28 protein-coding genes and 3 tRNA genes are annotated in these 21,097 nt (G+C 39.3%); 29 read left to right on the forward strand and 2 right to left on the reverse strand.

Going from position 1 to position 21,097, the window contains the following annotated elements:
* The first annotated feature begins 1 nt into the window (after position 1).
* From AAW12_RS08605 to AAW12_RS08675, 15 genes are all read left to right on the forward strand, one after another.
* A complete protein-coding gene (locus tag AAW12_RS08605; protein ID WP_046673214.1) occupies positions 2–226 on the forward strand; it encodes a hypothetical protein in 225 nt (74 codons plus the stop codon).
* Between the two features lie 188 nt (positions 227–414).
* Positions 415–708, forward strand: coding sequence for a hypothetical protein (locus tag AAW12_RS08610; RefSeq protein ID WP_156167585.1), 294 nt, complete (start codon positions 415–417; stop codon positions 706–708).
* 1 nt (position 709) lies between these two features.
* Positions 710–1,039, forward strand: coding sequence for a hypothetical protein (locus AAW12_RS08615; protein WP_046673216.1), 330 nt, complete (start codon positions 710–712; stop codon positions 1,037–1,039).
* 5 nt (positions 1,040–1,044) lie between these two features.
* Complete coding sequence (locus tag AAW12_RS08620; protein WP_053003585.1) at positions 1,045–1,599, forward strand: hypothetical protein; 555 nt, start codon at positions 1,045–1,047, stop codon at positions 1,597–1,599.
* Positions 1,535–2,953 carry a PBSX family phage terminase large subunit gene (locus tag AAW12_RS08625; protein ID WP_084823117.1) on the forward strand — a complete coding sequence of 473 codons (1,419 nt, stop codon included), beginning with the start codon at positions 1,535–1,537 and terminating at the stop codon, positions 2,951–2,953. Before AAW12_RS08620 ends, AAW12_RS08625 begins: the two co-directional genes overlap by 65 nt.
* Entirely contained in the window at positions 2,950–4,443 is a 1,494-nt protein-coding gene (locus AAW12_RS08630; protein ID WP_046673217.1) for a phage portal protein, read from the forward strand. The genes AAW12_RS08625 and AAW12_RS08630 overlap by 4 nt, the downstream gene beginning before the upstream one ends.
* A 348-nt stretch (positions 4,444–4,791) precedes the next feature.
* Positions 4,792–4,863: transfer RNA gene (locus AAW12_RS26205), tRNA-Glu, on the forward strand.
* Positions 4,864–4,909: 46 nt separating this feature from the next.
* Positions 4,910–4,983, forward strand: a tRNA-Asp gene (locus tag AAW12_RS08635).
* 626 nt (positions 4,984–5,609) lie between these two features.
* Positions 5,610–5,668 (forward strand) — tRNA-OTHER (locus AAW12_RS08640).
* Positions 5,669–5,786: 118 nt separating this feature from the next.
* A complete protein-coding gene (locus AAW12_RS08645; protein WP_156167586.1) occupies positions 5,787–5,996 on the forward strand; it encodes a hypothetical protein in 210 nt (69 codons plus the stop codon).
* Between the two features lie 2 nt (positions 5,997–5,998).
* Complete coding sequence (locus AAW12_RS08650) at positions 5,999–6,289, forward strand: hypothetical protein (RefSeq protein ID WP_156167587.1); 291 nt, start codon at positions 5,999–6,001, stop codon at positions 6,287–6,289.
* 316 nt (positions 6,290–6,605) lie between these two features.
* Positions 6,606–6,902, forward strand: coding sequence for a hypothetical protein (locus AAW12_RS08660; RefSeq protein ID WP_156167588.1), 297 nt, complete (start codon positions 6,606–6,608; stop codon positions 6,900–6,902).
* Between the two features lie 13 nt (positions 6,903–6,915).
* Complete coding sequence (locus AAW12_RS25390) at positions 6,916–7,431, forward strand: helix-turn-helix domain-containing protein (protein WP_053003587.1); 516 nt, start codon at positions 6,916–6,918, stop codon at positions 7,429–7,431.
* A 14-nt stretch (positions 7,432–7,445) separates the two neighbouring features.
* Positions 7,446–8,156 carry a hypothetical protein gene (locus AAW12_RS08670; RefSeq protein ID WP_046673221.1) on the forward strand — a complete coding sequence of 237 codons (711 nt, stop codon included), beginning with the start codon at positions 7,446–7,448 and terminating at the stop codon, positions 8,154–8,156.
* A 13-nt stretch (positions 8,157–8,169) separates the two neighbouring features.
* Complete coding sequence (locus tag AAW12_RS08675) at positions 8,170–8,379, forward strand: hypothetical protein (protein WP_046673222.1); 210 nt, start codon at positions 8,170–8,172, stop codon at positions 8,377–8,379.
* A gap of 167 nt (positions 8,380–8,546) precedes the next feature.
* Here AAW12_RS08675 and AAW12_RS08680 read toward each other — a convergent pair whose 3' ends face one another.
* Positions 8,547–8,747 carry a hypothetical protein gene (locus tag AAW12_RS08680; RefSeq protein WP_046673223.1) on the reverse strand — a complete coding sequence of 67 codons (201 nt, stop codon included), beginning with the start codon at positions 8,745–8,747 and terminating at the stop codon, positions 8,547–8,549.
* Positions 8,748–8,749: 2 nt separating this feature from the next.
* Positions 8,750–9,223 carry a hypothetical protein gene (locus AAW12_RS08685; protein ID WP_046673224.1) on the reverse strand — a complete coding sequence of 158 codons (474 nt, stop codon included), beginning with the start codon at positions 9,221–9,223 and terminating at the stop codon, positions 8,750–8,752.
* A gap of 134 nt (positions 9,224–9,357) precedes the next feature.
* Here AAW12_RS08685 and AAW12_RS08690 point away from each other — a divergent pair, with 134 nt between their 5' ends.
* The 14 genes from AAW12_RS08690 to AAW12_RS08760 all read left to right on the forward strand — a co-directional run bounded on the left by AAW12_RS08690 (position 9,358) and on the right by AAW12_RS08760 (position 21,096).
* Positions 9,358–9,639 (forward strand): hypothetical protein, encoded by a 282-nt coding sequence (locus AAW12_RS08690; RefSeq protein WP_046673225.1) that lies wholly within the window; start codon positions 9,358–9,360, stop codon positions 9,637–9,639.
* 302 nt (positions 9,640–9,941) lie between these two features.
* Positions 9,942–10,499, forward strand: a complete 558-nt coding sequence (locus tag AAW12_RS08700) for a hypothetical protein (protein ID WP_046673227.1) — start codon at positions 9,942–9,944, stop codon at positions 10,497–10,499.
* Between the two features lie 164 nt (positions 10,500–10,663).
* Complete coding sequence (locus AAW12_RS08705; RefSeq protein ID WP_046673228.1) at positions 10,664–11,323, forward strand: hypothetical protein; 660 nt, start codon at positions 10,664–10,666, stop codon at positions 11,321–11,323.
* Between the two features lie 19 nt (positions 11,324–11,342).
* Positions 11,343–11,882, forward strand: coding sequence for a hypothetical protein (locus AAW12_RS08710; protein WP_046673229.1), 540 nt, complete (start codon positions 11,343–11,345; stop codon positions 11,880–11,882).
* Positions 11,883–11,890: 8 nt separating this feature from the next.
* Positions 11,891–12,985, forward strand: coding sequence for a major capsid protein (locus AAW12_RS08715; RefSeq protein WP_046673230.1), 1,095 nt, complete (start codon positions 11,891–11,893; stop codon positions 12,983–12,985).
* Positions 12,986–13,021: 36 nt separating this feature from the next.
* The gene (locus tag AAW12_RS08720; RefSeq protein ID WP_046673231.1) at positions 13,022–13,345 is read left to right on the forward strand and encodes a DUF6706 family protein; all 324 of its coding nucleotides are present in this window, start codon (positions 13,022–13,024) and stop codon (positions 13,343–13,345) included.
* The gene (locus AAW12_RS08725) at positions 13,345–13,674 is read left to right on the forward strand and encodes a hypothetical protein (RefSeq protein WP_046673232.1); all 330 of its coding nucleotides are present in this window, start codon (positions 13,345–13,347) and stop codon (positions 13,672–13,674) included. The genes AAW12_RS08720 and AAW12_RS08725 overlap by 1 nt, the downstream gene beginning before the upstream one ends.
* Before the next feature lie 41 nt (positions 13,675–13,715).
* Positions 13,716–14,117, forward strand: a complete 402-nt coding sequence (locus AAW12_RS08730) for a hypothetical protein (protein WP_156167589.1) — start codon at positions 13,716–13,718, stop codon at positions 14,115–14,117.
* Positions 14,104–14,535, forward strand: a complete 432-nt coding sequence (locus AAW12_RS08735; RefSeq protein ID WP_046673234.1) for a hypothetical protein — start codon at positions 14,104–14,106, stop codon at positions 14,533–14,535. Before AAW12_RS08730 ends, AAW12_RS08735 begins: the two co-directional genes overlap by 14 nt.
* Positions 14,536–14,542: 7 nt before the next feature.
* Complete coding sequence (locus AAW12_RS08740; RefSeq protein WP_046673235.1) at positions 14,543–15,064, forward strand: hypothetical protein; 522 nt, start codon at positions 14,543–14,545, stop codon at positions 15,062–15,064.
* Positions 15,065–15,103: 39 nt separating this feature from the next.
* Positions 15,104–15,574: a hypothetical protein gene (locus tag AAW12_RS08745; protein WP_046673236.1), complete on the forward strand. Its 471-nt coding sequence runs from the start codon at positions 15,104–15,106 to the stop codon at positions 15,572–15,574.
* Between the two features lie 282 nt (positions 15,575–15,856).
* Complete coding sequence (locus AAW12_RS08750) at positions 15,857–19,981, forward strand: tape measure protein (RefSeq protein WP_046673237.1); 4,125 nt, start codon at positions 15,857–15,859, stop codon at positions 19,979–19,981.
* Between the two features lies 1 nt (position 19,982).
* A complete protein-coding gene (locus AAW12_RS08755) occupies positions 19,983–20,897 on the forward strand; it encodes a hypothetical protein (protein ID WP_046673238.1) in 915 nt (304 codons plus the stop codon).
* A 1-nt stretch (position 20,898) separates the two neighbouring features.
* Complete coding sequence (locus AAW12_RS08760; protein ID WP_046673239.1) at positions 20,899–21,096, forward strand: hypothetical protein; 198 nt, start codon at positions 20,899–20,901, stop codon at positions 21,094–21,096.
* Position 21,097: the final 1 nt, after the last annotated feature.

Genomic DNA, 21,097 nt, shown 5'->3' on the forward strand with positions numbered 1-21,097 from the left:
TATGAATGATATACATAAAAAACACGTTCACTATACCGCATTCACATTTGGGGATTTTGTTTACTTGAAAACGGATGTCAATCAGGAACAGTGGATAGTTACCGATATAGAGCTCAGACCAAATGGCGTATGTATTTACACGGTTGCATGCGGAAGTTCAACATACACCGGTTATGACTTCGAATTGTCCACGCTACCAAATGAAAGCAAAAAACTTGGATTGTGATACACTCACTATCTGATAATGATATAATTAGTTACTAAAAGATATTAAATTATGGTTATAACTCTAACATGGCACCTAGTGATAATGATATTTATTTCGATATTCATCATCGCTGCACTATTTAAAGGTTCTGGGGATATAGGAGACTTCTTCAGCAGCTGCCTTGGCTTGGCAATCCTAATCATCTTATGGCTTATTTACCTAGGTATAGTATGGTGGTAACAGGATTTAATCTATTAGCAATAGCTTTTATCATTGTGGGCTATATGCTTTCGTCAAGGCTAAGTAAGGCTGTCGACGATAATGGCCAATCGCCTGAATTTTCAACTAATCCGGTATTTGAAATTAAAAATACTCACTTTCAATATCCCGAGCCAGTTAAGATCATTGCTCGGACATTGACTCCCAAAGAATACGGCGAACGTTTCGGGACCGGTGCCAGTAGGAACAAAAAGACTAACCGTTTAAAATATAGAAAGTGATATGGATAGAGAACAAATTTTAGAAGCTTTTAAAAGTGCAAAATTGGCAGCAAATGAAGCCGCAGAGCAAACAAAAGATGTTGGCCCGATCAATATGGATACTGTTGTCTTTAAAGTGGATGGATGGCGAAGACGAGAATACAGATGGCTTCAATTACATAGTCAAGTCTCTTTCGGCGAACCTATGAAAGGTGTCTTTTCAGGATATCGGTTCGCGTTTTTTCAAACAGACTCAGTGAACGCAAATGCTAGAACAGCGGCACAAAGTGCTGCAGAGAAAGTTTTAAAAGAAGCTGGAATCTCAGCAACTATTTGGTATCAGTTAGATTAATTCCCATGGCAGATTGCAAGTACGAATATGAAAGCGAGAGTTTTTCCAATGCCTGCGAGAATTATGCTTTGAAGGGATTGACGGATAAAGAGATTGCAATCGAATTGGGATTGAATGTTACTTACTTCTGTGAACTTAAATCAAAGTATGATAACATATCCGAAGCCTTAGCGCGCGGAAGATCCAAGATCATTTCAGCAGTTCGTCAAAAGTACATTGGCGTTGCCTTGGGAGGTCTAAAGCGTAAAACAGTTACAAGAAAGATCCCTAGTCGCTTCGATGATGAATCTGACATTCACCCAGATGGGATGATCGTTTTAGAAACTACCGAGGAACTGGCCCCGAATGCTCAAGCTTTAGCTACCCTCCTTTTCAATTACGATGAGGAATGGCGTAAAAAAGTTATTGACGGTAAGAAGCTAGATGTAACGTCGAACGGTAAGGAGCTTAATGGTAGTATCAATATTATGTCGTGGTTACAAGCAAATAATGAAGATGACGGTAACGAGGGAGAAGATAACACCGAAGATCTCGACAACGAAGAGGAAGAAGATAACTAGGACACGTCCTAAGATCAAAATTGCTCCTCCGTACATACCATTGTACGAAAACACGGATAAGTTCATTATCCTCATAACCGGTGGCCGTGGTTCGGGTAAATCCTTTAACGGCTCCTTGTTCCTTGAAAGATTGAGTTTTGAAAAAGGTCATAGTATACTTTTTTCGCGTTATACGATGTCATCTGCTGCCGATTCTGTTATTCCAGAATTCCAGGAGAAAATCGACCTTGAGGGTACCTCGAATTTCTTTGAAGTCAAGAAGAACAATATCATAAATAAGTTCTCCAAGGTGCCGATCATGTTCCGTGGTATCAAGACAGGATCCGGCAATCAAACAGCAAAGCTAAAGTCAATACAAGGGCTTACGACATTTGTCGGTGATGAGATGGAGGAGTGGACCGATTTCGATAGCTACGAAAAGCTAATGCTCTCCATTCGTCAAAAGGGTATTCAAAACAGAATAATTCTGATCATGAACCCTACGGACGACTCCCATTTCGTTTATGAGCAGTATATCAAGGACACCCACAAGATTGTAACGATTGACGGAGTAGATGTTCAGATTTCGACTCACCCAAATGTGCTGCATATACATACAAGTTATTTGGATAACTTGGAGAATCTTGCGGACAACTTCCTTGAGCGTATCGAGCAGATAAAGCAGGAGTCGATTAGACAAGCCACTGATGCGTTGGGTAAATTTGATAGGGCGAAGTTCCAAATGACGAAGTATGCAAACGTCGTTATTGGTCGCTGGGCAGATATCAAAGAAGGTGTTATTCTTCCTAAAACTGAGGAAGGTGAATTTGATGAATACCTCCCCTATTGTTATGGACAGGATTACGGTTTCTCTGTCGATCCGGATACACTCATACGTGTTGCCGTCGATAGAAAGAAGATGCGAATTTATGTAGACGAGGAGTATTGCGATAAAAAGGACCTTGGAACCAATGAGCTTATCGAAATAAACAAATCTAGGATTAAGCATCCTAATGATTTGATCGTTGGGGATAGCTCGGAAGACAGGTTAATCGCAGATATAAAGAAGCTTGGTAAATTAAACATAATCGAATGTTGGAAGGCTCCCGGATCGGTTGCGGCATCCCTCTTGAAAATGAAGGATTATACCATAGTCTACACCTCGCGGAGCAATAACGTTAGAACGGAACTCAAGAACTACATCTGGAATGATAAAAAAGCAGGTATACCCATTGATAAATGGAACCATACAATAGATGCAATACGATATGCGTTTGATCGCCTTACAAGCAAAGATCCTGACGCATTGAGAAAGACAACAAATGCAGTATCAAAACTTAAGACTGGACCAGCAAAAAGAAGAGTAAAACGATGACAAGAGAACAGTTAAAAACATTGATCGACAGCGGTGATTTCACGAAAACGTATGAGGTTATCAGTAAGTCAGAGCGAAGAATTAAATTAGGAAGCAGCATAATAAGTGTTGATCAGGCCCTAATGCAATATGATCCGTTTCTCCACGATGTAAACGATCCAACCAAGCGCGAGAATCGTAAATTGGAGCTTGAGGGAGAAGAATATACTGATGAAATTACTGGTCAAATTAAGACAAGTATTCAATATGATGAAGTCCAGGTCAACAGGCTTCAGCTTGCCCGACAAAAACAGATAGTCCAATCTGCGATCTTTTTCGAATGCGGGGCTGATATCGCTATAGAATACACAAGTGAGAATGATCAGGAAAATGAATTCTTTGATCTTATAAAAAAGGTTTGGGACGACAATAAGCTATCCTTTAAAAATGAGGATATTGTTGAGCGCCGTATGGTTGAGACTCATTGTGCAGAGCTTTGGTATGATTATCCTGATGAAAACTACTGGAACGGTACCATACTTGAAGGAAGTACCCGCCGGCCTGGTATGATGTTGCTTTGTAAAGAGAATGGAGACGATATTTACCCGATTTGGGATGAACATGACGACTTCATCGGCCTTGGACGAAAATATTCATCAAAAGATCCTATTACCGATATTAATACGCTTCATTTTGAACTTTATACAGCTGACTCGATTATTCTTGGTAAACAGCCGGACGGCGGTAAATGGGAGGTTGAAACGAAAGAGGGATATAAGTTTGTCTCAATCGTTTATCACAGCCAAAAGCGTCCAGAATGGGCCGATGTGCAGCCGCTTTCTGATCGGGAAGAGAATAACCTCTCCAACCTCTCCGATACAAATGATTATTACGGCGATCCTGCCATGGTTGTTGAAGGTGATGCCGATAGTCTTCCTTCTAAAGGAGAAGTTGCAAAGGTTATCCAGGTCAAAGGCGAAAACGGTGGCCGAGGTAGTATCTCCTTTGCTCAGCCCGAATCCATGGTCGAATCTAAAACACTTGAATTCGATCGTATCAAGCAGGAGCAGTTCGACATTACCAACACTCCGGATATTGGTTTTAACACCATGTCTAAGCTTATGAGCAACGGTACGAGCGGCATTGCTTTACGTCTCCTGTTTATGGGGCCACAGATGAAAGGTAATAAAGCCCAAAAGCGTTTCAAAGAAATGATCATTCGCCGATTAAACGTAATCAAAAAGATGTTGATCGAGTTTAGCCCGGAAGAATTGGCGGATATGATAAATGTGCGTCCCAATGTTAAATTTAAAGATGCTCTACCAGTTGATAAAGGCGAGGTGATCGGTAATATCACGAAACAAGTAGCTGCAAAGCTTATGAGCCGTAAGACAGCCATGACCTTATTAGGTGAGGTTGCCGATGTAGATGCTGAAATGGCGCAGATCCTGGAAGAGTCCAAACAGGATTTAGAGCTACCTAATCAACGTGTCGAAAAAAATATATCATAATTTTATAAATGATATATAGTTTTATTTGCATATATGAAATATTGTTTTTACCTTTGAAATACTGAAACGATAACCAAATGTTCGAGAAGATTAACGATACGTAATCGGTTTGGGTAAGATATTAAAACGACTGTTCCTGAAACATGGTGAGTGAATCAAAACACGATAAGGCGACCGTAAATGCTCGGTCAAGGGTGACCACATCATCCTCTTAGCCTGCGACAGTCGTTTTTCTTTGAAATCTAAAGTGCTGGCATACCACAACGTGAAGAACGTTCTGATGTAAGATCTGGACCAGGCGGCGAGCCTTCCAGTAATCGGCTTTGAAATCTGTAAAGTATGCCAAACGCAATGTTCGTCTAGGGGTTAGGACGTTAGGTTTTCAGCCTAAAAACACCAGTTCGATTCTGGTACATTGTACGAATCCTCGTGGTTAGCATTCCAGAGTAATAATAAAAATGCAAACGGTCTATTGGCTCAGTTGGTTAGAGTGCTCGGTTGTCAGCCGAGAGATCACGGGTTCGAATCCCGTATAGACCGCTAAAGATTGTTCTTTGAAAATATAACCATCGGTTGGTGATAGGTAATGATTCCGAGATGCAGAGTAGGAGTCCAACCGATGGTTTTTAAAAACATAAAGCAAGGTGGCGGAATTAAACGCACGCAACGTATTTGTGGTTATTGGAGGTAAATACGACAAACCGGAGACAGCACCCGATGTAAAGTGGTGACGAAGATATGCAGGTAAAACCCTGCCCTTGCTTTTAAAGATGTTTTCATTAAATCTCCCATTTATTGGGAAAAGCCCACTTACAGCCGTGAGGTTGGATCGTGGGAACCTGGGGCGAAAGTGTTAGGAACACTAAATGTCAGGTTTTAGGAAGGATGCGCCTGATGGTTGATGCATAGACCAGCGGACTTCCGGTAGGTTCGATTCCTGCTCGCTCCACTCTTTTCATAAAATAGGTTAATATATGGCTAGCCGAGGGGATCGCCCGGTCCCCTTCGGTTTTTTGAAAGAAAGAATTAAAAAACAGTATTCCCCACGGGCTGGGGTGAGTAAATAATGAAACAAAAAGGGGGGAATAAATGCTTTCCCAAGGGCGCACGGGTTTTGTACAATTTGTCCCACTTCATCGTCCTTTTTACCTGCGATACTGTTTTTTGGGGAAGTAGCTCAGTTGGTTAGAGCCTAGGGTCGGTGGTTCAAGTCCGCCCTTCTCCACTCCTTTTCATATTTAGGTTTGTAATTGGTTATTATCCGCGGGATTCTCCCAGCTTCTCGCGGATCTTTTTTAAACCTCTTATGGAATAAAATTTTGAATCAATTAAGTATAAACGATATGGAATTAATTAAAGAAACCTTGGGAATCTTTGCAATGGTCTATTCATTAGTCACTATTGCACTTAATTTGGCTTCAATGGCCATGCATAAAGATTTGATGTTGGACTGCTTACAGGACTGCAAATCCATCTTAGAAAAGATCATGTTCATTTTAATACATGTTTTCCTGGGCAGTTTTATGATCAATTTTTGGCATAAAATTAAATAGCTGTGAGAAGGTTAATGATTATAGGTGCTAATCTTAGGCTAACGGGATGCCAGCTAATACAATTGCAAGATTACATTATTGTTTTAAACAATATAGGGCTTGATCTATTTGATGCTATGGAAGGTCTACAGCGGGTAGCTCAAAAGACCATCATTGAAAAAGAAGACTTACAAAGTGTCATAAGTGCGGCCGGCAAATCATTTGCTCCCTTCTATCAACCAGCTAAAGAAAAGAAGCCTAAATACATTCGTCAACAACATAAACTTGCCCAACGGCATTATAGGAGAAAATAAAAATGAAATCAATATTATTTATAACTGTCGCACTTACTGTCTTTAGTTCTTGTGTGTCTGATCCAATTCAAACCGAGGTGACACGTTCTAATAACATCACGTTAGAGCTTCTATTTGAAAAGAATGGGTGTAAGATGTATCGATTCAAAGACGAGAGATATGTTTATTGGAGCGATTGCAGCGGCAGAACTGAATATATCAATAAACAAGGCAGAGCTGAATATAAACAAGTAACAATCACCGATAGGAGTAAATAGATATGTATTGTCACTTTGTCAATGACCCTATTGCCGGAAAAGTCTATATACCTGGATGTATGGGAGGCGCTGCAAGAGGTATAGATAATTGCACTTGTCGAGTTTCTTTTGACACTAGAAAGCAACGGGAAATTACAGGTCACAATAAAGGAAATATCGTGATGGATTTTTTTCAAGATATCATTAAAAGACTTGAGATTGACCCTAAGCATCCAAGCACATTCACCGAATATGAGTCTATTAATAAGAATGATGATTGGGTTCATATGTTGTTAATAAAAGGAAAATTAAAAGCAACAGTGATAGAAAGGAGAGATGATATGAATTACATAGAATACAGTTTCGCTGAATTTTAAATTAGTAAAAATCATGAGTACAAAACCAAGAGACACCGCTGAAGGTGCTATATTAACAAGATTATCAAATAACCTCAAATCCTTTCGTAAGAAGAAAGATTTAAGTCAAAACGATCTATCTATCCAACTGGGAATAAAGAGGGCTACATTGGCAGCTTATGAAGAATGTCGGGCATTCCCTAACCCTTTGACCTTGTGTAAAATTTCAAATGTCCTAGATACCTCTCTTGATCTATTGATCAAAGGCAAAGGAGTCGCCAAGCCTATCACAACAGTCAATTTTCGGGAACACCGTGCGACGTTCAAGGAGAGCATGGATACAATGACCCAAGTATCTAGCAAAAAGGATATTTTGAATATCGCTTTGAAGTCAGGGGCAATACTAGCGCTAAGAGGAGCAAAAGTTAAATTTCAGGAAGAAGGGTTTGACGCACGTCTTGGATCTATTGTTTACCGGGCCATAATTACGGAAAGCTATCAAAGCTATGGTTTTATCTTTGGTTATACGGATGGAGTATTGGAAGATTAATAATACTTGATAAAATGAAAAACTACAAAGTCATTACTGATGAATCGGTATTAAAACAATTCATTGATTGGTTGCCAGATCTAAAGTCCGACGAGACATTTTATTGTTGTCTTTTCGCGAGAAGTAAATACGTGAAGGATTCGACACATTTGCCGCATATTAGGAGTGATAAGGCCCAGCTAAAAAGGTTTACATCCAATAAAGAAAGATTATTGTCAAAAATCAGACAATTGGAATGCCCTGTCGGAGCTTATATGCAAAAGGACATTGTAGTGCCGCAGGAAGCATTGGCGCTATACATAACAATAAACCCTAGAAGTTTTACAAAGGCAAATACGGCTAGCGTTCGTAAATTGTTAGATTTGGCTTTGCAGCCTTATAATGGATTCCATCCATATCAGGAGGTTATGAGCGAAATACAAAAAGCTAAGAGTCGATCTGAATTCGTATCTTTTGACTTTGATTGCCATCCTGATGATTTTTTATATGCCAAAGGTGAAATAAATCGGGTTGTAAATCAAGAAGCATTATCCATTGTCCAAACTAGAGGTGGTTTCCATGTTATTGTTAGACCTTCTTTAGTTGTAAGCGACCTTTCAAAGAATTGGTACCAGTCTATGAGGGAAATACTAAATAAGTACAGTGATGATCACGATAATGCAGGAGATATTATGCTTCCAGTGCCTGGTACTTATCAGGGTGGGTTTACACCAACATTTATTTAATTATATTTGAAGTATGGCAAAGACACCAAAGGAAAAAGCTTTTGAACTAGTAAAGTACTATTTTGACTATTGGGCTGAAACTGATATTTATTGGAATCCGACTAATGCAGCAAAGGATAATGCAAAAGAATCAATTAGGATGATTTCTGAAAATTCCGAGTATTGGCAGGAGGTGATTAAAGAAATTGATTTGATCAATGAATTGAGTTCGGAAGACAATTAAGGAACAGGAAGCTAGAAAATAGCTTAGTTGTTTTCAGGAAATCGGAGTGGGCGAATGCCATGCCCTGCACCTGATCGGTCGATACAGCGAAAGGCATTTGCAGGTGAAACCCTTGCCCTGTTTTTTTAAATCCCCAAGCATCGTGTAATGTTTGGGGAATTTTTTTGTTATGATCGTCCACTTCCTTGGCAACATGGACATGGTGTGCCCATAGCCCCAACTACATGACTTTTTCTTAGAATTTCTTGAGATTCTTTCAAAATTTCTTTGCCCCAATCATGTTTTGATTTTTCAATTTTACCTTTTTGATAGTCATCCAATAATTTAGACATTTCTTGGAGTTTGTTGTATAATTCAAATTCTGTCATAATTAAATAGTAGTTGAGTTAATGTGTGATAATTCTTTTTGGTTCATTTCTAGATACGCCTTTTTTATATCAGCAGTTATTTTACTTTTTGGGGTATAATTTAATCCTCTCAGCACATCGTTCATTCCGATTAATTTATCATATAGGTCCTTGTACGCTTGCCAATATGATTGATAAAGCAAATCTCTTTCTATAACATCATGTATCCAAAGTGATGCTGTTAAACTTAAAGCATTTATAGCTTTAATAACATCAGGTACAATATAGTTTGCGGTATTAATATCATTTACAACTGCCCATGCATTATGTAAATCTATAACTCCTTGTCTCTTAGCAATGTTTATGTCAGTTTGACGCTGGCGCTCCGCGATCTTCTTATTATTCTTATTAGTAATTATAGCTAGAGCAATAGTACCAATACCAGTTAAAAGTGTTCCTGTTGCTAGAACAGTTGTAATACATTCATATTCATTCATAATATTCCTGGAATTTCGTTAATCAAATAGGTTAAATTCAAATATAATGAATTGGAAATTTAAAACACAGCAAGTTTAATCTGAATTTTTAAACAATATTAATTTTCATTACGTTTGTGTTAAACAAATATTTTATGGAAAGATTTGATCACATTGAATTATCATCAACCAATTTTGAAGCCACAAGATTGAGACCTGTTTTAGGGTACTTAGCGGCAAAACTTTCACCATATGATCTAAAGCTTATCAATAGCTTAAATGATCACAAAGGAACTTTGGAAGTATATTTAGATGCAAACGAATTTAATCATGCGGTAGCATTTGCTGGGGAGACCTATAAAGACCACTTATTAAAAATTTTAAAAGAAGCTTGGGAAATTGAAAACGAATATTTAGTTGAACTAATTCTTGATTAATTTGATAAAGGCGACTTATCAATTAAAAAAGCAATTATCGTTTAAATACATTCTCATGAAAGCTTTTATTTTGTTTATTATGAGAAAAGAATTGAAAAAACTTGATCACATCCTTTTAGAAAAGATGATATGGTCAGATACCCATGAGGAAACAATGTATTGGGCAAGGCTTAGTATTAATTGTGAAATTGTCAGAAGGTTGGCAATTCAGCATGGATGTTACTAATAGTTTAGGCCCTTTAAACGAGGGCCTTTTTCTTTCTCCCAGCTTTTGATTAAGTTTGTTTATAAAATGAATTATTATGAAGAGATTGATTTACATATTTTTTGCCTTGGCCACCGTCGGAACCTTAAAGGCCCAGGATTACGGACGTAATTTGGGAGCGGTTAGCGTAACCTATAATGGATCTGGAAGTAAAACATTCAAATATACTGATGACCTTGTAGAGCTTTCTATACCAAAAGAAAGTATATCTGAAATTACTGTCCAGGCAAAGAATGTGTCTAGCTCCCCTATTTATTTCAACTGGTCCGAAAGTTACTTTATCCTGAATGAGGAAACTGTTCCCGTTGTTGATAATGCTGCCGGTAGTGCCGCTGCATTTGGATTGGCTACCAAGGAAGTGAATTCCGTTGCTCCGAATGCTAAAATAGCAAATGGGTCAAAGATTGATCTTAAAATCGGATCCAAGAAAGGAATGTTCTGGGACTATCGGGATGCTAACGATTATTTCAAACAAAATGGTAAACCACGGGAGGATAAACTAATCCTAGTCTTTGAACAGGATGGAAAAAAACTCGAAAAGACTATACCGATCCAAGTCTATACAAGTAAGATCGTGAAGCAACTAAAAAAATAATATAAGGCCCTCTCATACGAGGGCTTTCTTTTTATCCTACATTTCTTCATTACAAATAGAACAGGAAAATATTTTCTATTATTCATTCATACTCAAATAATCGTCACGAAAAATTGTATGTGAGACCTTTGTGTTAACTCAGAAAAAACACAAAAAAGTAACGCATGAATATTCAAGAGCGAGTTTTAACAGCTTTGAAACCCTTGGTTGCAAGTAAGGGGTTCGGAGCAACGACAGTAGAAGGGTTGGCTACAAACCTCAGCGCAAGCCTGTCAGAAGAAAGCACGGACGAGGATATCACAACGGCAATCAATGGTGCTATGCCTTTATTCAACATTATGCAATCGGAAAACACCCGATACGTAAATGAATGGAAGAAAAAGAACCCTACGCCAGCGAATCCAACTCCTGCACCACAACCAACTAATCCAAATCCTACAAATACTGAGCCGGCGCCTAATAGCGTTGAAGCTAAGCTTGCGGAGTTGGAAAATAATTACAAAAAGCTTTTGGAGCAAAACCAATCACTTTCATTGAAAGAGAAATGGAACAAGCTTGCTGAAGCAAACGGGATCAATAACGAGACTCTTATCTCAAAATGGCAGCCATCAAAAGAAGAAGACTTTGACAGCGCAATGGAGGAGTTGAAAGCGTTTAGCACGGAATTCGTGAAAAAGGCAGCAAATGACAAATCGCCTGGCAGACCTGGAAGTGGAACGCCTACAGATCCTGATCCTAAAAAACCTAAAGAGCTTACCTCGAATGGTAAAGCAGCTCTAGAGGGTTTTAAAAAATCGCAAGAACGCCATGCGAAAAAGGCGTAGTAATTTAAATTTTTAAACAATGAACATTCGTAGAGAGTCATACAACTCGGAGCCGCCAGTGTTTCAACACGACAAAACTCTTCAGTTATTAACTGGAGGTTTCGTATTGAAAGTGACAGGTTTTCCAAATGGTGCAATCATCCGAATGGGAACAGCCATTTTAGTTGATGAATTAGCGCGCACCGCTACCCCTGTTAAATCAGCAACATTGACTAAAGCTGTGGCTACTGCAGATACTTCTATCGAAGTCGCAAAAGGACACTTCTTGGTTGTTGGAGATAAATTGAATGGTAAAACGATCTCTGATATCGTTACCACCGATCCAACACATGACGTTATCACTTTAGCTGCCGGATATGGTAAAGCAGAAGCTAACGGAGCTGTTATCGGATCAGGTGATGGTAATGCTTTGCTTTATAACTCAATCAAAGTTATTACAGGTAATACCCATCCTGTTGATGCTGTAGTCGGAGGTTTGGTATATGCTCGTCGTATTGGATTTATTTCAGCGACTACTAAGAGCAACTTGCCAAACGTTATTTTTTCACAAACTAAATAATTGAGGGGATGGAATTACAAAGATCAGCTCTATTAGCATTTTTGGCGAATGAGGGAATCACGCCAGAAGTTATGCTTGAACAAGCGGAAGCTCGTTTCGCTCCGTTATGGTTCCCTCGATACTTTAGAACGCTTAATCCGACGGTTTCATTAGAGTATAAGACTATTTTAAAGTCAGAAACTTTAGAAGCTATGGCGACTGTGGGTTCTCGTGAATCTGAAGTTCCATTACACACACGCGAAGGTCTTGAAAAGCTATTGGGAGAGGTCCCTCCTATTTTTGTGGGTCGTAAATTTAATGCACAAGAACTGAGAAATCTCGAAATTCTTATTGGGTCAAATGCATTAGGATTGCCTGAGCGACTATTGGAGGTTATGGGCCGTGAACTTGAGGATTATATTTATTGTCGTAACTCTGTGTTACGCCGTTTAGACTTTATGTGTAAACAGGTAACATCTACAGGTAATGTAACCGTGACAGTAGAGAATAATGCTAAAGGTATTTTCTTTGATGTGCCCATCGTTACAGCGGATAATAAAGCAGTTTCTAGTGGAGATTGGGGTAATGTAGACACCGATATTATTGCTGATTTCGAAACTATGCGCAATAAAGCTCAAACTTTAGGCACAAGCTTCGATAAAGTCCTAATCGATGAAACACTATGGTTTAAACTGATCAAGAACAAGTCAATGCGTGACTTCTTGAAAGGCTATTTTAATCCAGGATCCAATGCCCGTTTTGCTACGAATTTTGAAAACGTGAATGCTGCTCTTACTGCAGAGCGATTCCCAACTTTTGAGATTATATCCGACTTAGCTTATGTAGAAAACGATGGTAAGAAAGAAAAACTTGATACAGCTGGATGGAATCCTGATAGTGCAGTATTCATCCCTTCAGGAGACCTTGGTGTAATTCACAATGCTTTAGCAGATGAGCAAATCTCACCTGTTGATGGTGTTCAGTATCTATTGGCCGATGGAGTCCATCTTTCTCGTTGGAGAACTCGTAAACCAGTAGCTGAGATTACAGAAGGTGTGTACAATGCTTTCCCAGGTTTGGAGCAAGCTAAGAAGATAGGAATCCTTAACACTAAAGGGGCTTAATTTTCCTCTTTAGTATATCAATATTTTATACTTGATATGAATAAAAAAGAAGCCTTTTTGAATGTAGTGCAGGTTGGGACAGTAGATGAAAGCACTGCCCTCCTGTACCTACTTTCTTCGAACATCAATGGCGATGATGAATACACGGGTGATTTGGCTGAATTGGAAAAATGTGCTGTTCCGTGTCTCCATTCTCTTTTAGCAGTTGATTCCCAAAGCGAAGGAGCTGCTTCATGGAGCCTAGATCGAGAAGGAATTAAAATAAGGCTTCTTTTTTTAGCTAAAAAATACGGATTCAAGGACATAGTCTCGGAGTTGTCAACAGTAGCGAAAATTACGAACATTAGCCGATTAAGGTAATGATACGCAAGAGAGTTCATAAGCTTAGATACAAAGAAGTTGTTTCAACCGATGGTTATCGTGATGAGTTTGGGGATTGGATTGAAGGAGAAACCATTGAGACGACAGTTACATTGAGTTGTCGGGCCGATGTGAACAGTGCAGGGAAAACAGTCAAGAATCATGATGGGCAAGATTTTGTGTATTCATTTGAGATATTTCTTGACCATATTCCAGACACTATGAAAAGGCGTATGGAGGTGGAAATTTTAAAAGGAGAAAAGGTGATTTTGACAGCAGAGGTTATAATGCCTTTTGAATTTCAACACCATGGGAGGATTTGGGTGTGAGAGCTAGATTTACTAAAAGCCAGATTAAGGAAGCGATAGAGATGGAAAAGATGAAATTCCATCGTGTTGTTGTGAAGGAATTAACTAAAGCTGGCAAAGAGTTCGTAAAGCTCGCAAGAGGTAAAACGGCAAGTGATGGTGGATTCAACGACGTTACTCGCAACCTTAGAAGCTCAATAGCCTATGCTGTCGTTTACCGTGGCAAAATCATGGATAGTAATTATACTAACAATGGAACCGCTACCGGAAAAGCTCAAGCAAGGCAGCTGATCAATGAAATGAAACGCCAATATTCCCAAGGATATGCCCTACTCTGTGTCGCTGGTATGGATTACGCTACGAAAGTTGAAAGCAAAGGTAAAGACGTGATCTCCGGATCTTCTCTCATTGTTGAAGAAATGCTAAGGAAAGCTATAGACAAACTAAAAAATGATTACAAGTAGCGAAGCAGTTGATATTCTTTACGTGTACCTGAAATCTTCAGAGTTGTTCAGTGACTCTAAGAGGCCTACGGGAGAACTGTGTAAAGGCGATAGGAAAGAAAATTCTAATCTTGAAGATGTTGTTATCAATATTTTGGGGCTTAATAGAAATCCTGTTCAAAGTGGATATATCTATCTCAATATCTACGTAAGCAACTTAGATCCATTGAAAGTTCCCGACATCGGAACAGGCAAAAATGTCCGTGATACAGCAAGATTAAAATATTTATCAAAACTCGCACAGAAGGTCCTTGAGGGAGATAACGGTGAATTATGGCTAGGACAAGATGTGTGCTTTGAGGTCGAATCTGATGCAATTGAAGAAGATGGCGACCAACATTATGCAAGTTTTAAAATAGAGTTTACAACAATTAAATAAAGAAAAGATGGCTAGAAAGAAAAATGTTTTAGGCCTAAAAGTCGTGTTGATGGGTGCCATCGCGGAAGATGGCGGTATGGGTACAGCTCTTACAGAGATCCTAGGCGATACAGTAAAAGGTTCCGCTTCATTGGTATTAAATGAAGGTACTACCGAAACCGTTGAGGTTGAAGAATACGACGAAGCATTCGACGAAGTAGATACCGCCCCTGCTAAATGGGCCTTCCAGTTGGAATCTTACAATGTTTCCGCAAAAGCGCTAAGTGATCTTGGAGGTGGTGAATTTACAGCAGGTGCTTCCGGCGCTGGAGATAGCATCGATATTGATGTACCAGAAGCAATCGAATTGTCTGTACAAATCGAAACTAGAAATGGTGCTAAATTCGATATTCCTCGTATGAAAGTTCGTATTAAACCTCAATTCGACTTCATGAAAGCACAATACGGTAAGGTTATTATCACCGGTACGCCGTTGAAACCAACCAAGGCAGGAGTAGCAACAATAAAGAAAACTGATGCTGCAGCATAATACAACGGCTAGCTAGTCTAGCCGTTTTATTTCATTCTTATGGAAGAAATCAAGAAAAAGGCTATTGAAACGTTCATTGACAAAAGTGAGGAGATCATTATTCCTCTTTTGCCAAAGAACTGGTTTCATAAAATATTACAAAAGGTTGGGCTCAAGAAAAAGGAGCTCATTTTTACATTACGGAAAATGCGAACCGGAAACCGTGAACGCATTGCTCCGAAACTATACGAATTTCCTGAATTTGTTCGGGATGAAACATATATCCTTAAGAGAGTTTTTGAGTTAACCGTCGATCAGCAAGCAAGTTTAAATTATGTAGTTGCTGTTGCCCTTCAAAACGATCGAAATGAGCCGACAATGGAGCTTTTAGATGCCGTTAAATGGCTTGATGACGAGCAGTTCTCCTACATTTTAGAAAAGTCGATCGGCTCTATCGATATTGAAAATTTCTTAAAATCTATCATCCTGATATCGGGAACAGCGAAGTTGATTCGGACGGAGAACCAATAGAAGATGAGCCTAGAAGCCCGGGAGATAATAGCCCGTGGATTAGAATACATAGTTATCGAAAATATTATCGTGAGAGCCGCGAATACGTTTTGTGGGAATTATCCTGGGACAACATGTACATGGAGCTAATGGCCATCCCAGAAATGAAAAAAGAAAACAACCAAGTGGAGACTCAGGAGGAAGAAGATGAATTCATCAAGCAAATAATGCAATAGACATACCCTTAAAGAAAAGCAGGAAATGAGATTAGATTGGGACGCATACATTAGGGATACGGAGTTCATGGCAACAATCCGTCGAATAGAGCAACGTGTAAACGATCTTGCCAGAAACGTTAATAATCGTGGCCGGGATATGGAGGACGTTTTTGGAAGACTTGCGAAGGTGGCAGGAGGATTTCTATCGCTTAATGCTGCAGAAGGGTTCATACAGAAACTAATTCAGGTTAGATCAGAATTCCAACAACTGGAAATATCATTCACAACGATGTTGGCCAGCAAGGAAAAAGCGGACCAATTAACAAAGGACTTAATTCAATTTGCTGCAACAACCCCTTTCGGAATGAAAGAAGCTGCTAATGCAGCCAAACAGCTTCTTGCATATGGCTCAAGTGCGAATACAGTAACCAGTGAATTAAGAATGCTTGGAGACGTAGCGGCCGGTACCAGTCAGCCAATTGGTGAGTTGGTTTATCTTTATGGTACGCTTAGAACCCAGGGCAGAGCTTATGCAGTTGATATCCGTCAATTTGCAGGGCGTGGTATTCCTATTTACCAAGAATTGGCGAAAGTATTAGGAGTTAATAAAAACCAAGTTAATGATCTTGTAAGTGCAGGTAAAGTTGGATTTGCCGAAGTTGAACAAGCTTTTAAAAATATGACTGCCGCCGGGTCGATGTTTGGCGGGTTGATGGATGCTCAGTCAAAAACAATCCAAGGTAATTTGGAACGTTTAGGAGATGCGATTGACGTAATGTTTAACAACCTGGGCAAAAAATCCGAAGGAACTATTAACGAAGTAATTGCGGGCGCTACTGTTATCATAGATAATTACGAAAAAGTACTTGACGTCATCGGCTCCTTAATTGTCATTTATGGATCCTATCGAGCGGCACTATTGGTTACTGCTGCTGTTCAGCAAATATCTGCAGCTGCAACCGTTGGTATGACTGCCGTTGAAATGATTCACTATGGTGCTATAGTTGCAAAAACAGCCGCACTACGTGTGTTGAATGCTGTTATGTTAGCTTCCCCTATCGTTGCTTTTACTGCCCTAATAGCTGCATCCGTAGCTGCCATATACAGTTTAACGCAGGTCACTGATGCTGCAACTGTGGCGCAAGATAAATTAAATCAGGCTCAAGATGCTGGCGCGGCAAAAGCTGATAGTGAAAAGAGATCCGTTCAACAACTCGTTGAGGTAATAAAAAGCCATACGGCTTCGGTTGAGCAAAAGAAAGCTGCATATGATAAGTTACAAGCTCAAACTAAAGGTATACTTGCTTCATTTTCCCAAGAGGACATTGCCGTTGGGAAGGCTACTAAAACACTTGATGAATATATTTTAAAAATTCAACAGGCTGCTTCAGCGCGTAAGTCTTTCGATGAGTTCAATGCAATGGCAGAGAAGATGGACGAACTGAATCGAAAGGGCATTGATGGCATAGGTGTTTGGACAAGGCTCGGACGATCTTTAAAAAACACATTTGCGCCAACATCTCAAGGCATTAATTTTTCTGATTGGGGTAAATCGCTCTTTAATGGAGATTTTGCTAGCCAACAAATAGTCAATCAGGAAAAGGCCGCCTTATCTACTGCAATGGATGAGCTAAAGAAAGAATATAATGATAAGTGGCAAGAAATAATTACCGGACAATCTTCTAGTGATGGAAATGTACAGGTAGTGGATAAACTTGCTGAGCCATTCAAAAACTTTAATGATATATTGAAGTCAGCCAAAAGCAAAGCCGACTTAGATAGCCTTAAAAAGGCATTGACTGAAAAAATGGAAGCGCTAGCTCCAGGTGATAAGGATATAGCCAAGTACAAGGCAAAGCTTAAACAGCTTGCGGAGGTTGAAAAGCAATATTCTCTTGATAATAAAGATACGACAAACGCTGATTTCCAAAGAGCTGAGCGGTACACGTCTATGATGAATGATATCGAAAAGGCTGGAGATGCTTATTTGAGATCGCAGATGAACCGAGATCAACAGGAAATAGAGTCCGTCAAAGACAAGTATCGTACTTTGCGGATGGAGATTGATAAATTCAATCGTGATCCACGTAATAAAAGTAAAATAGATGCATCGTCCTTATCAAGTGTTGAGCAAAAAGAGTTAGCAGAGACAAATATTCGTATTCAAACCCGTTACGACGTTGATTTATTGGATAGGCAAAAATCCCTATATGATGACTATGAGGAATATAAGAAACAAGTAGGAGAAGCTAAAGCAAAGGATCGGTACCGAAATCTGATCAATCTCGATTCATCATATATCCAGGAACTTGAATCAAAAATGGGAGTGCTTGCAACCATTGATCCTTCATTACGTACAGCTGCCGAAAATGAGGCTCTAGATGGATATTATAAAAAGCAAATTGCCTACTATGACGAAATCAGGAAAAAAGAATCTGATAGGTTTTCAGAAGCATTAAAGTCAGCAAAAACATTATCTGATAAACTCTTTGACGTAGAAAAAGATTACCAAGAGAAGGTTGCTGCTCTCCGTGAAAACGGAAAATTTACTTCGGAAAAAGACGATCAATTAAGATTGGAGATGACCCAAAAATATTCCAATGAAATTGAATCATCTCCTGAATTTCAAAAAGCCCTAAAAAACATTGATACAGCTGTTGGAACTATGGTTGGAAGTGCCTACCGCCATGGGAAAAACGTTGTTTTAGGATTAATAGACGGCATCCAAGGAGCAACCGAGTCTCAAAAGGAAGAACTGCGCCGGATATTTGGGAAATTCTTCGATGACGGTGCCAAGAGTGCAGATTTGGGACAACTTGAAAATGTAGCACAAGCATCTAAGGGATTTGCTGATTTAGCTAAATCAGCCGTAGAGCTGGCTAATGGATTAGCTAATGGAATGGATATCCTTAACAGTATGGTTCTTTCTGCAGGACAGTTATCGAGCACTTTATCAAACCTAGTCGATAACAAAAAAATGAAAGATGCCCTTGCTAGCATTGGCCCCTACTTTTCGATATTTGGATCTGCTGTATCTGTTCTTTCCAGTATCACAAATGCCTCTAGGGAATCAGCACAGAGAAATAGTAAGGAATTGCGGGATCAGTTAGATTATCAGAATGATCGGCAATTAAAATCTACAGAAGCCATAACCAAGATGCTTGAAAGACAATTGGAGCTTATGGATAAGATTTACGGAGCGGAACGTTTAGAGAAATACGGTAAAACCCTAAAAGAAATTGAGGATAATTATAAGGATCTCAATCGGCAATTGGAAGGTCGTTATCTAATGACTGGCAATAAAGAAAAAGACGAAATACTTACTCGCTTAAACAACGGAGAAACTGAAAAGCAGATAAGAAAATCTTTCCGTGGAGATGCCGTTGGTTTGGCTAAGGCCTTATCTGTCCTTGAACACCTCGATCGTTTTTCAAAAACATCAAGTATCGCTGATTTATCAAAAGATATCAATAAGGCAAAAGAAGAGCTTGCTAAACTTCAATATCAGGCGGATTTAGGTAACGTTGACGATTACACAAAAAAATTAATTGATCAACTCCAGAATCAAATCGATCTATATACCGATACTGTAAATAAGCTTAAGGAAGAAACCACGGGTAATTCTTTTAAGTCTATTCTAGGGAATCTTAGTGATCTATTTTTTAATTCAGGCTTGGATTCAGCAGATGCGTGGTCTAAGGGATTTGATAGTGTAATGAAAAATTATGCTATTCAAAAATTCTCTCGCGATTACCTTGAAAAAGCTGCACAAGAATGGTATGATCTGTTTGATAATTTGGCCGAAGGGGGTATTACTAGTTCTGAACGCAAAAGTTTGAAGGATGCTTGGGAAAAGATTCAGAAGGATGGTCAAAAGCGTGTTGACGAATTAGGCATTATTATAGGCAACGATAGTTCTTCTGGTCTCAATAGCTCTGTTAAAAAGGAATTAACCGAATCTACTGCCAGTGAACTGACTGGACTTTATCGATCAACATTCGAATATCAGAAGAGAACTTTTGAAGATGGTCTAAAGCGTACTGACCTTGCTGCAAAACATATCATTATTGCTCAAAACAGCAATAATGCGTTGAATGCTATTCAGCTGAATACGGAGGAAACAGTAAAAGAATTGAAAAATGCTGTTAGCCATCTTTCAAGTTTAGTGAAGAATACATCTCCACAATCAAATAGAGCATACGGAGGATAGTATGGAATACAAAATCAACAATAAACCGATAGAAGAACTTGGCCTTATAGCCGGCCGCCAAAGTAATAGCAACATCGCTATTGCTGGTTGCTGGGATATGCCTTCTCGTATAGGTAAAGTATTTCACGATTGGCAGGATGAGAATGGAGTAGAGCCATATTTGCGAGCGGATGAGATCTTCTTCGGCGGTAGGGATATATCACTGTATTGTTGGCTATCTCAAGGCGACCGTGGGAACTTCATTGGTACAGTCCAATCTCTTTACGATTACATAGACACTTTGCAAGGATCGGTATTCCCATTGTCAAGTGAATTTGGAACCTGGAATGTACAGTTGATCGAAGCGTCGTCTGTTTCATATCTCAATCAAGGCTATGGTAATATTGAATTGAAATTTCGTCAGCCGGTCGTGGAGATGACAGGGACAGTACCAGCTACAGCTTCCAGCGGTGTTGGAATTGATAATTTCAGTTTTGCTCAATTAGGGATTACAAAGATGCTGACTAAGGATCAGGCAAACCGTCCGGCGTCTAAGCAATGGGAAACAACAGCGTATGGAGTAGAACGTATTGGTCCAGTTCGTAGAAACATGAGGGAGTTTACAATTGATTTCTTTTTAGATCATCCCAGCTACAACAGCTTTAAGTCGTGTATTAACAACCTGCAATATTTGTTTTCCCGTCCCAATGCGAGGACGTTGAGATTGGATGATAATACGACACGTGAGTTTTTTGTAAAGGATGGGTTCAAGGTGACGAACGTTCGTGTAACACCTAATAGGGTGACAGCATTCCTTTCCCTAGCAGTTGCAGAAATAAGGATGCTTGAGAATTGGAATAAGCTTACGGATAGCACGAATTTAATTTTAGTAGACAAACATGGTCAACCATTGACCGAATTATTGAAAGGGTTTTAATATGGCAGAACTAGGAGAAGGAACGAAGGACGTAAGTCAGGCAGAGGTAAGGACTGATATGTCCATTAACGACAAGTTACTGCTGGTAAATGAAACGACAAAAGAGGTGCAACAAGTTGATCTTGATGTTTTGGGAAATACTATTGCTCCTCACTCAATGGTCGCGCCAGCTGAATATGGTGATTTTTTTGGATTGTAAA

It is taken from the genome of Sphingobacterium sp. Ag1, from assembly GCF_000988325.1.
GTDB lineage: Bacteria > Bacteroidota > Bacteroidia > Sphingobacteriales > Sphingobacteriaceae > Sphingobacterium.

Bases quoted from the DNA above. Each gene is read 5' to 3' on its own strand.
- AAW12_RS08705 (WP_046673228.1), top strand. From the start codon at position 10,664: ATGAATATTCAAGAGCGAGTTTTAACAGCTTTGAAACCCTTGGTTGCA.
- AAW12_RS08760 (WP_046673239.1), top strand. From the start codon at position 20,899: ATGGCAGAACTAGGAGAAGGAACGAAGGACGTAAGTCAGGCAGAGGTA.
- AAW12_RS08750 (WP_046673237.1), top strand. From the start codon at position 15,857: ATGGCAACAATCCGTCGAATAGAGCAACGTGTAAACGATCTTGCCAGA.
- AAW12_RS08660 (WP_156167588.1), top strand. From the start codon at position 6,606: ATGGGAGGCGCTGCAAGAGGTATAGATAATTGCACTTGTCGAGTTTCT.
- AAW12_RS08725 (WP_046673232.1), top strand. From the start codon at position 13,345: ATGATACGCAAGAGAGTTCATAAGCTTAGATACAAAGAAGTTGTTTCA.
- AAW12_RS08670 (WP_046673221.1), top strand. From the start codon at position 7,446: ATGAAAAACTACAAAGTCATTACTGATGAATCGGTATTAAAACAATTC.
- AAW12_RS08755 (WP_046673238.1), top strand. From the start codon at position 19,983: ATGGAATACAAAATCAACAATAAACCGATAGAAGAACTTGGCCTTATA.
- AAW12_RS08720 (WP_046673231.1), top strand. From the start codon at position 13,022: ATGAATAAAAAAGAAGCCTTTTTGAATGTAGTGCAGGTTGGGACAGTA.
- AAW12_RS08645 (WP_156167586.1), top strand. From the start codon at position 5,787: ATGGAATTAATTAAAGAAACCTTGGGAATCTTTGCAATGGTCTATTCA.
- AAW12_RS08625 (WP_084823117.1), top strand. From the start codon at position 1,535: ATGACGGTAACGAGGGAGAAGATAACACCGAAGATCTCGACAACGAAG.
- AAW12_RS08730 (WP_156167589.1), top strand. From the start codon at position 13,716: ATGGAAAAGATGAAATTCCATCGTGTTGTTGTGAAGGAATTAACTAAA.
- AAW12_RS08685 (WP_046673224.1), bottom strand. From the start codon at position 9,223: ATGAATGAATATGAATGTATTACAACTGTTCTAGCAACAGGAACACTT.
- AAW12_RS08605 (WP_046673214.1), top strand. From the start codon at position 2: ATGAATGATATACATAAAAAACACGTTCACTATACCGCATTCACATTT.
- AAW12_RS08630 (WP_046673217.1), top strand. From the start codon at position 2,950: ATGACAAGAGAACAGTTAAAAACATTGATCGACAGCGGTGATTTCACG.
- AAW12_RS08715 (WP_046673230.1), top strand. From the start codon at position 11,891: ATGGAATTACAAAGATCAGCTCTATTAGCATTTTTGGCGAATGAGGGA.
- AAW12_RS25390 (WP_053003587.1), top strand. From the start codon at position 6,916: ATGAGTACAAAACCAAGAGACACCGCTGAAGGTGCTATATTAACAAGA.
- AAW12_RS08615 (WP_046673216.1), top strand. From the start codon at position 710: ATGGATAGAGAACAAATTTTAGAAGCTTTTAAAAGTGCAAAATTGGCA.
- AAW12_RS08710 (WP_046673229.1), top strand. From the start codon at position 11,343: ATGAACATTCGTAGAGAGTCATACAACTCGGAGCCGCCAGTGTTTCAA.
- AAW12_RS08620 (WP_053003585.1), top strand. From the start codon at position 1,045: ATGGCAGATTGCAAGTACGAATATGAAAGCGAGAGTTTTTCCAATGCC.
- AAW12_RS08680 (WP_046673223.1), bottom strand. From the start codon at position 8,747: ATGACAGAATTTGAATTATACAACAAACTCCAAGAAATGTCTAAATTA.
- AAW12_RS08700 (WP_046673227.1), top strand. From the start codon at position 9,942: ATGAAGAGATTGATTTACATATTTTTTGCCTTGGCCACCGTCGGAACC.
- AAW12_RS08745 (WP_046673236.1), top strand. From the start codon at position 15,104: ATGGAAGAAATCAAGAAAAAGGCTATTGAAACGTTCATTGACAAAAGT.
- AAW12_RS08740 (WP_046673235.1), top strand. From the start codon at position 14,543: ATGGCTAGAAAGAAAAATGTTTTAGGCCTAAAAGTCGTGTTGATGGGT.
- AAW12_RS08610 (WP_156167585.1), top strand. From the start codon at position 415: ATGGCTTATTTACCTAGGTATAGTATGGTGGTAACAGGATTTAATCTA.
- AAW12_RS08690 (WP_046673225.1), top strand. From the start codon at position 9,358: ATGGAAAGATTTGATCACATTGAATTATCATCAACCAATTTTGAAGCC.
- AAW12_RS08735 (WP_046673234.1), top strand. From the start codon at position 14,104: ATGATTACAAGTAGCGAAGCAGTTGATATTCTTTACGTGTACCTGAAA.
- AAW12_RS08675 (WP_046673222.1), top strand. From the start codon at position 8,170: ATGGCAAAGACACCAAAGGAAAAAGCTTTTGAACTAGTAAAGTACTAT.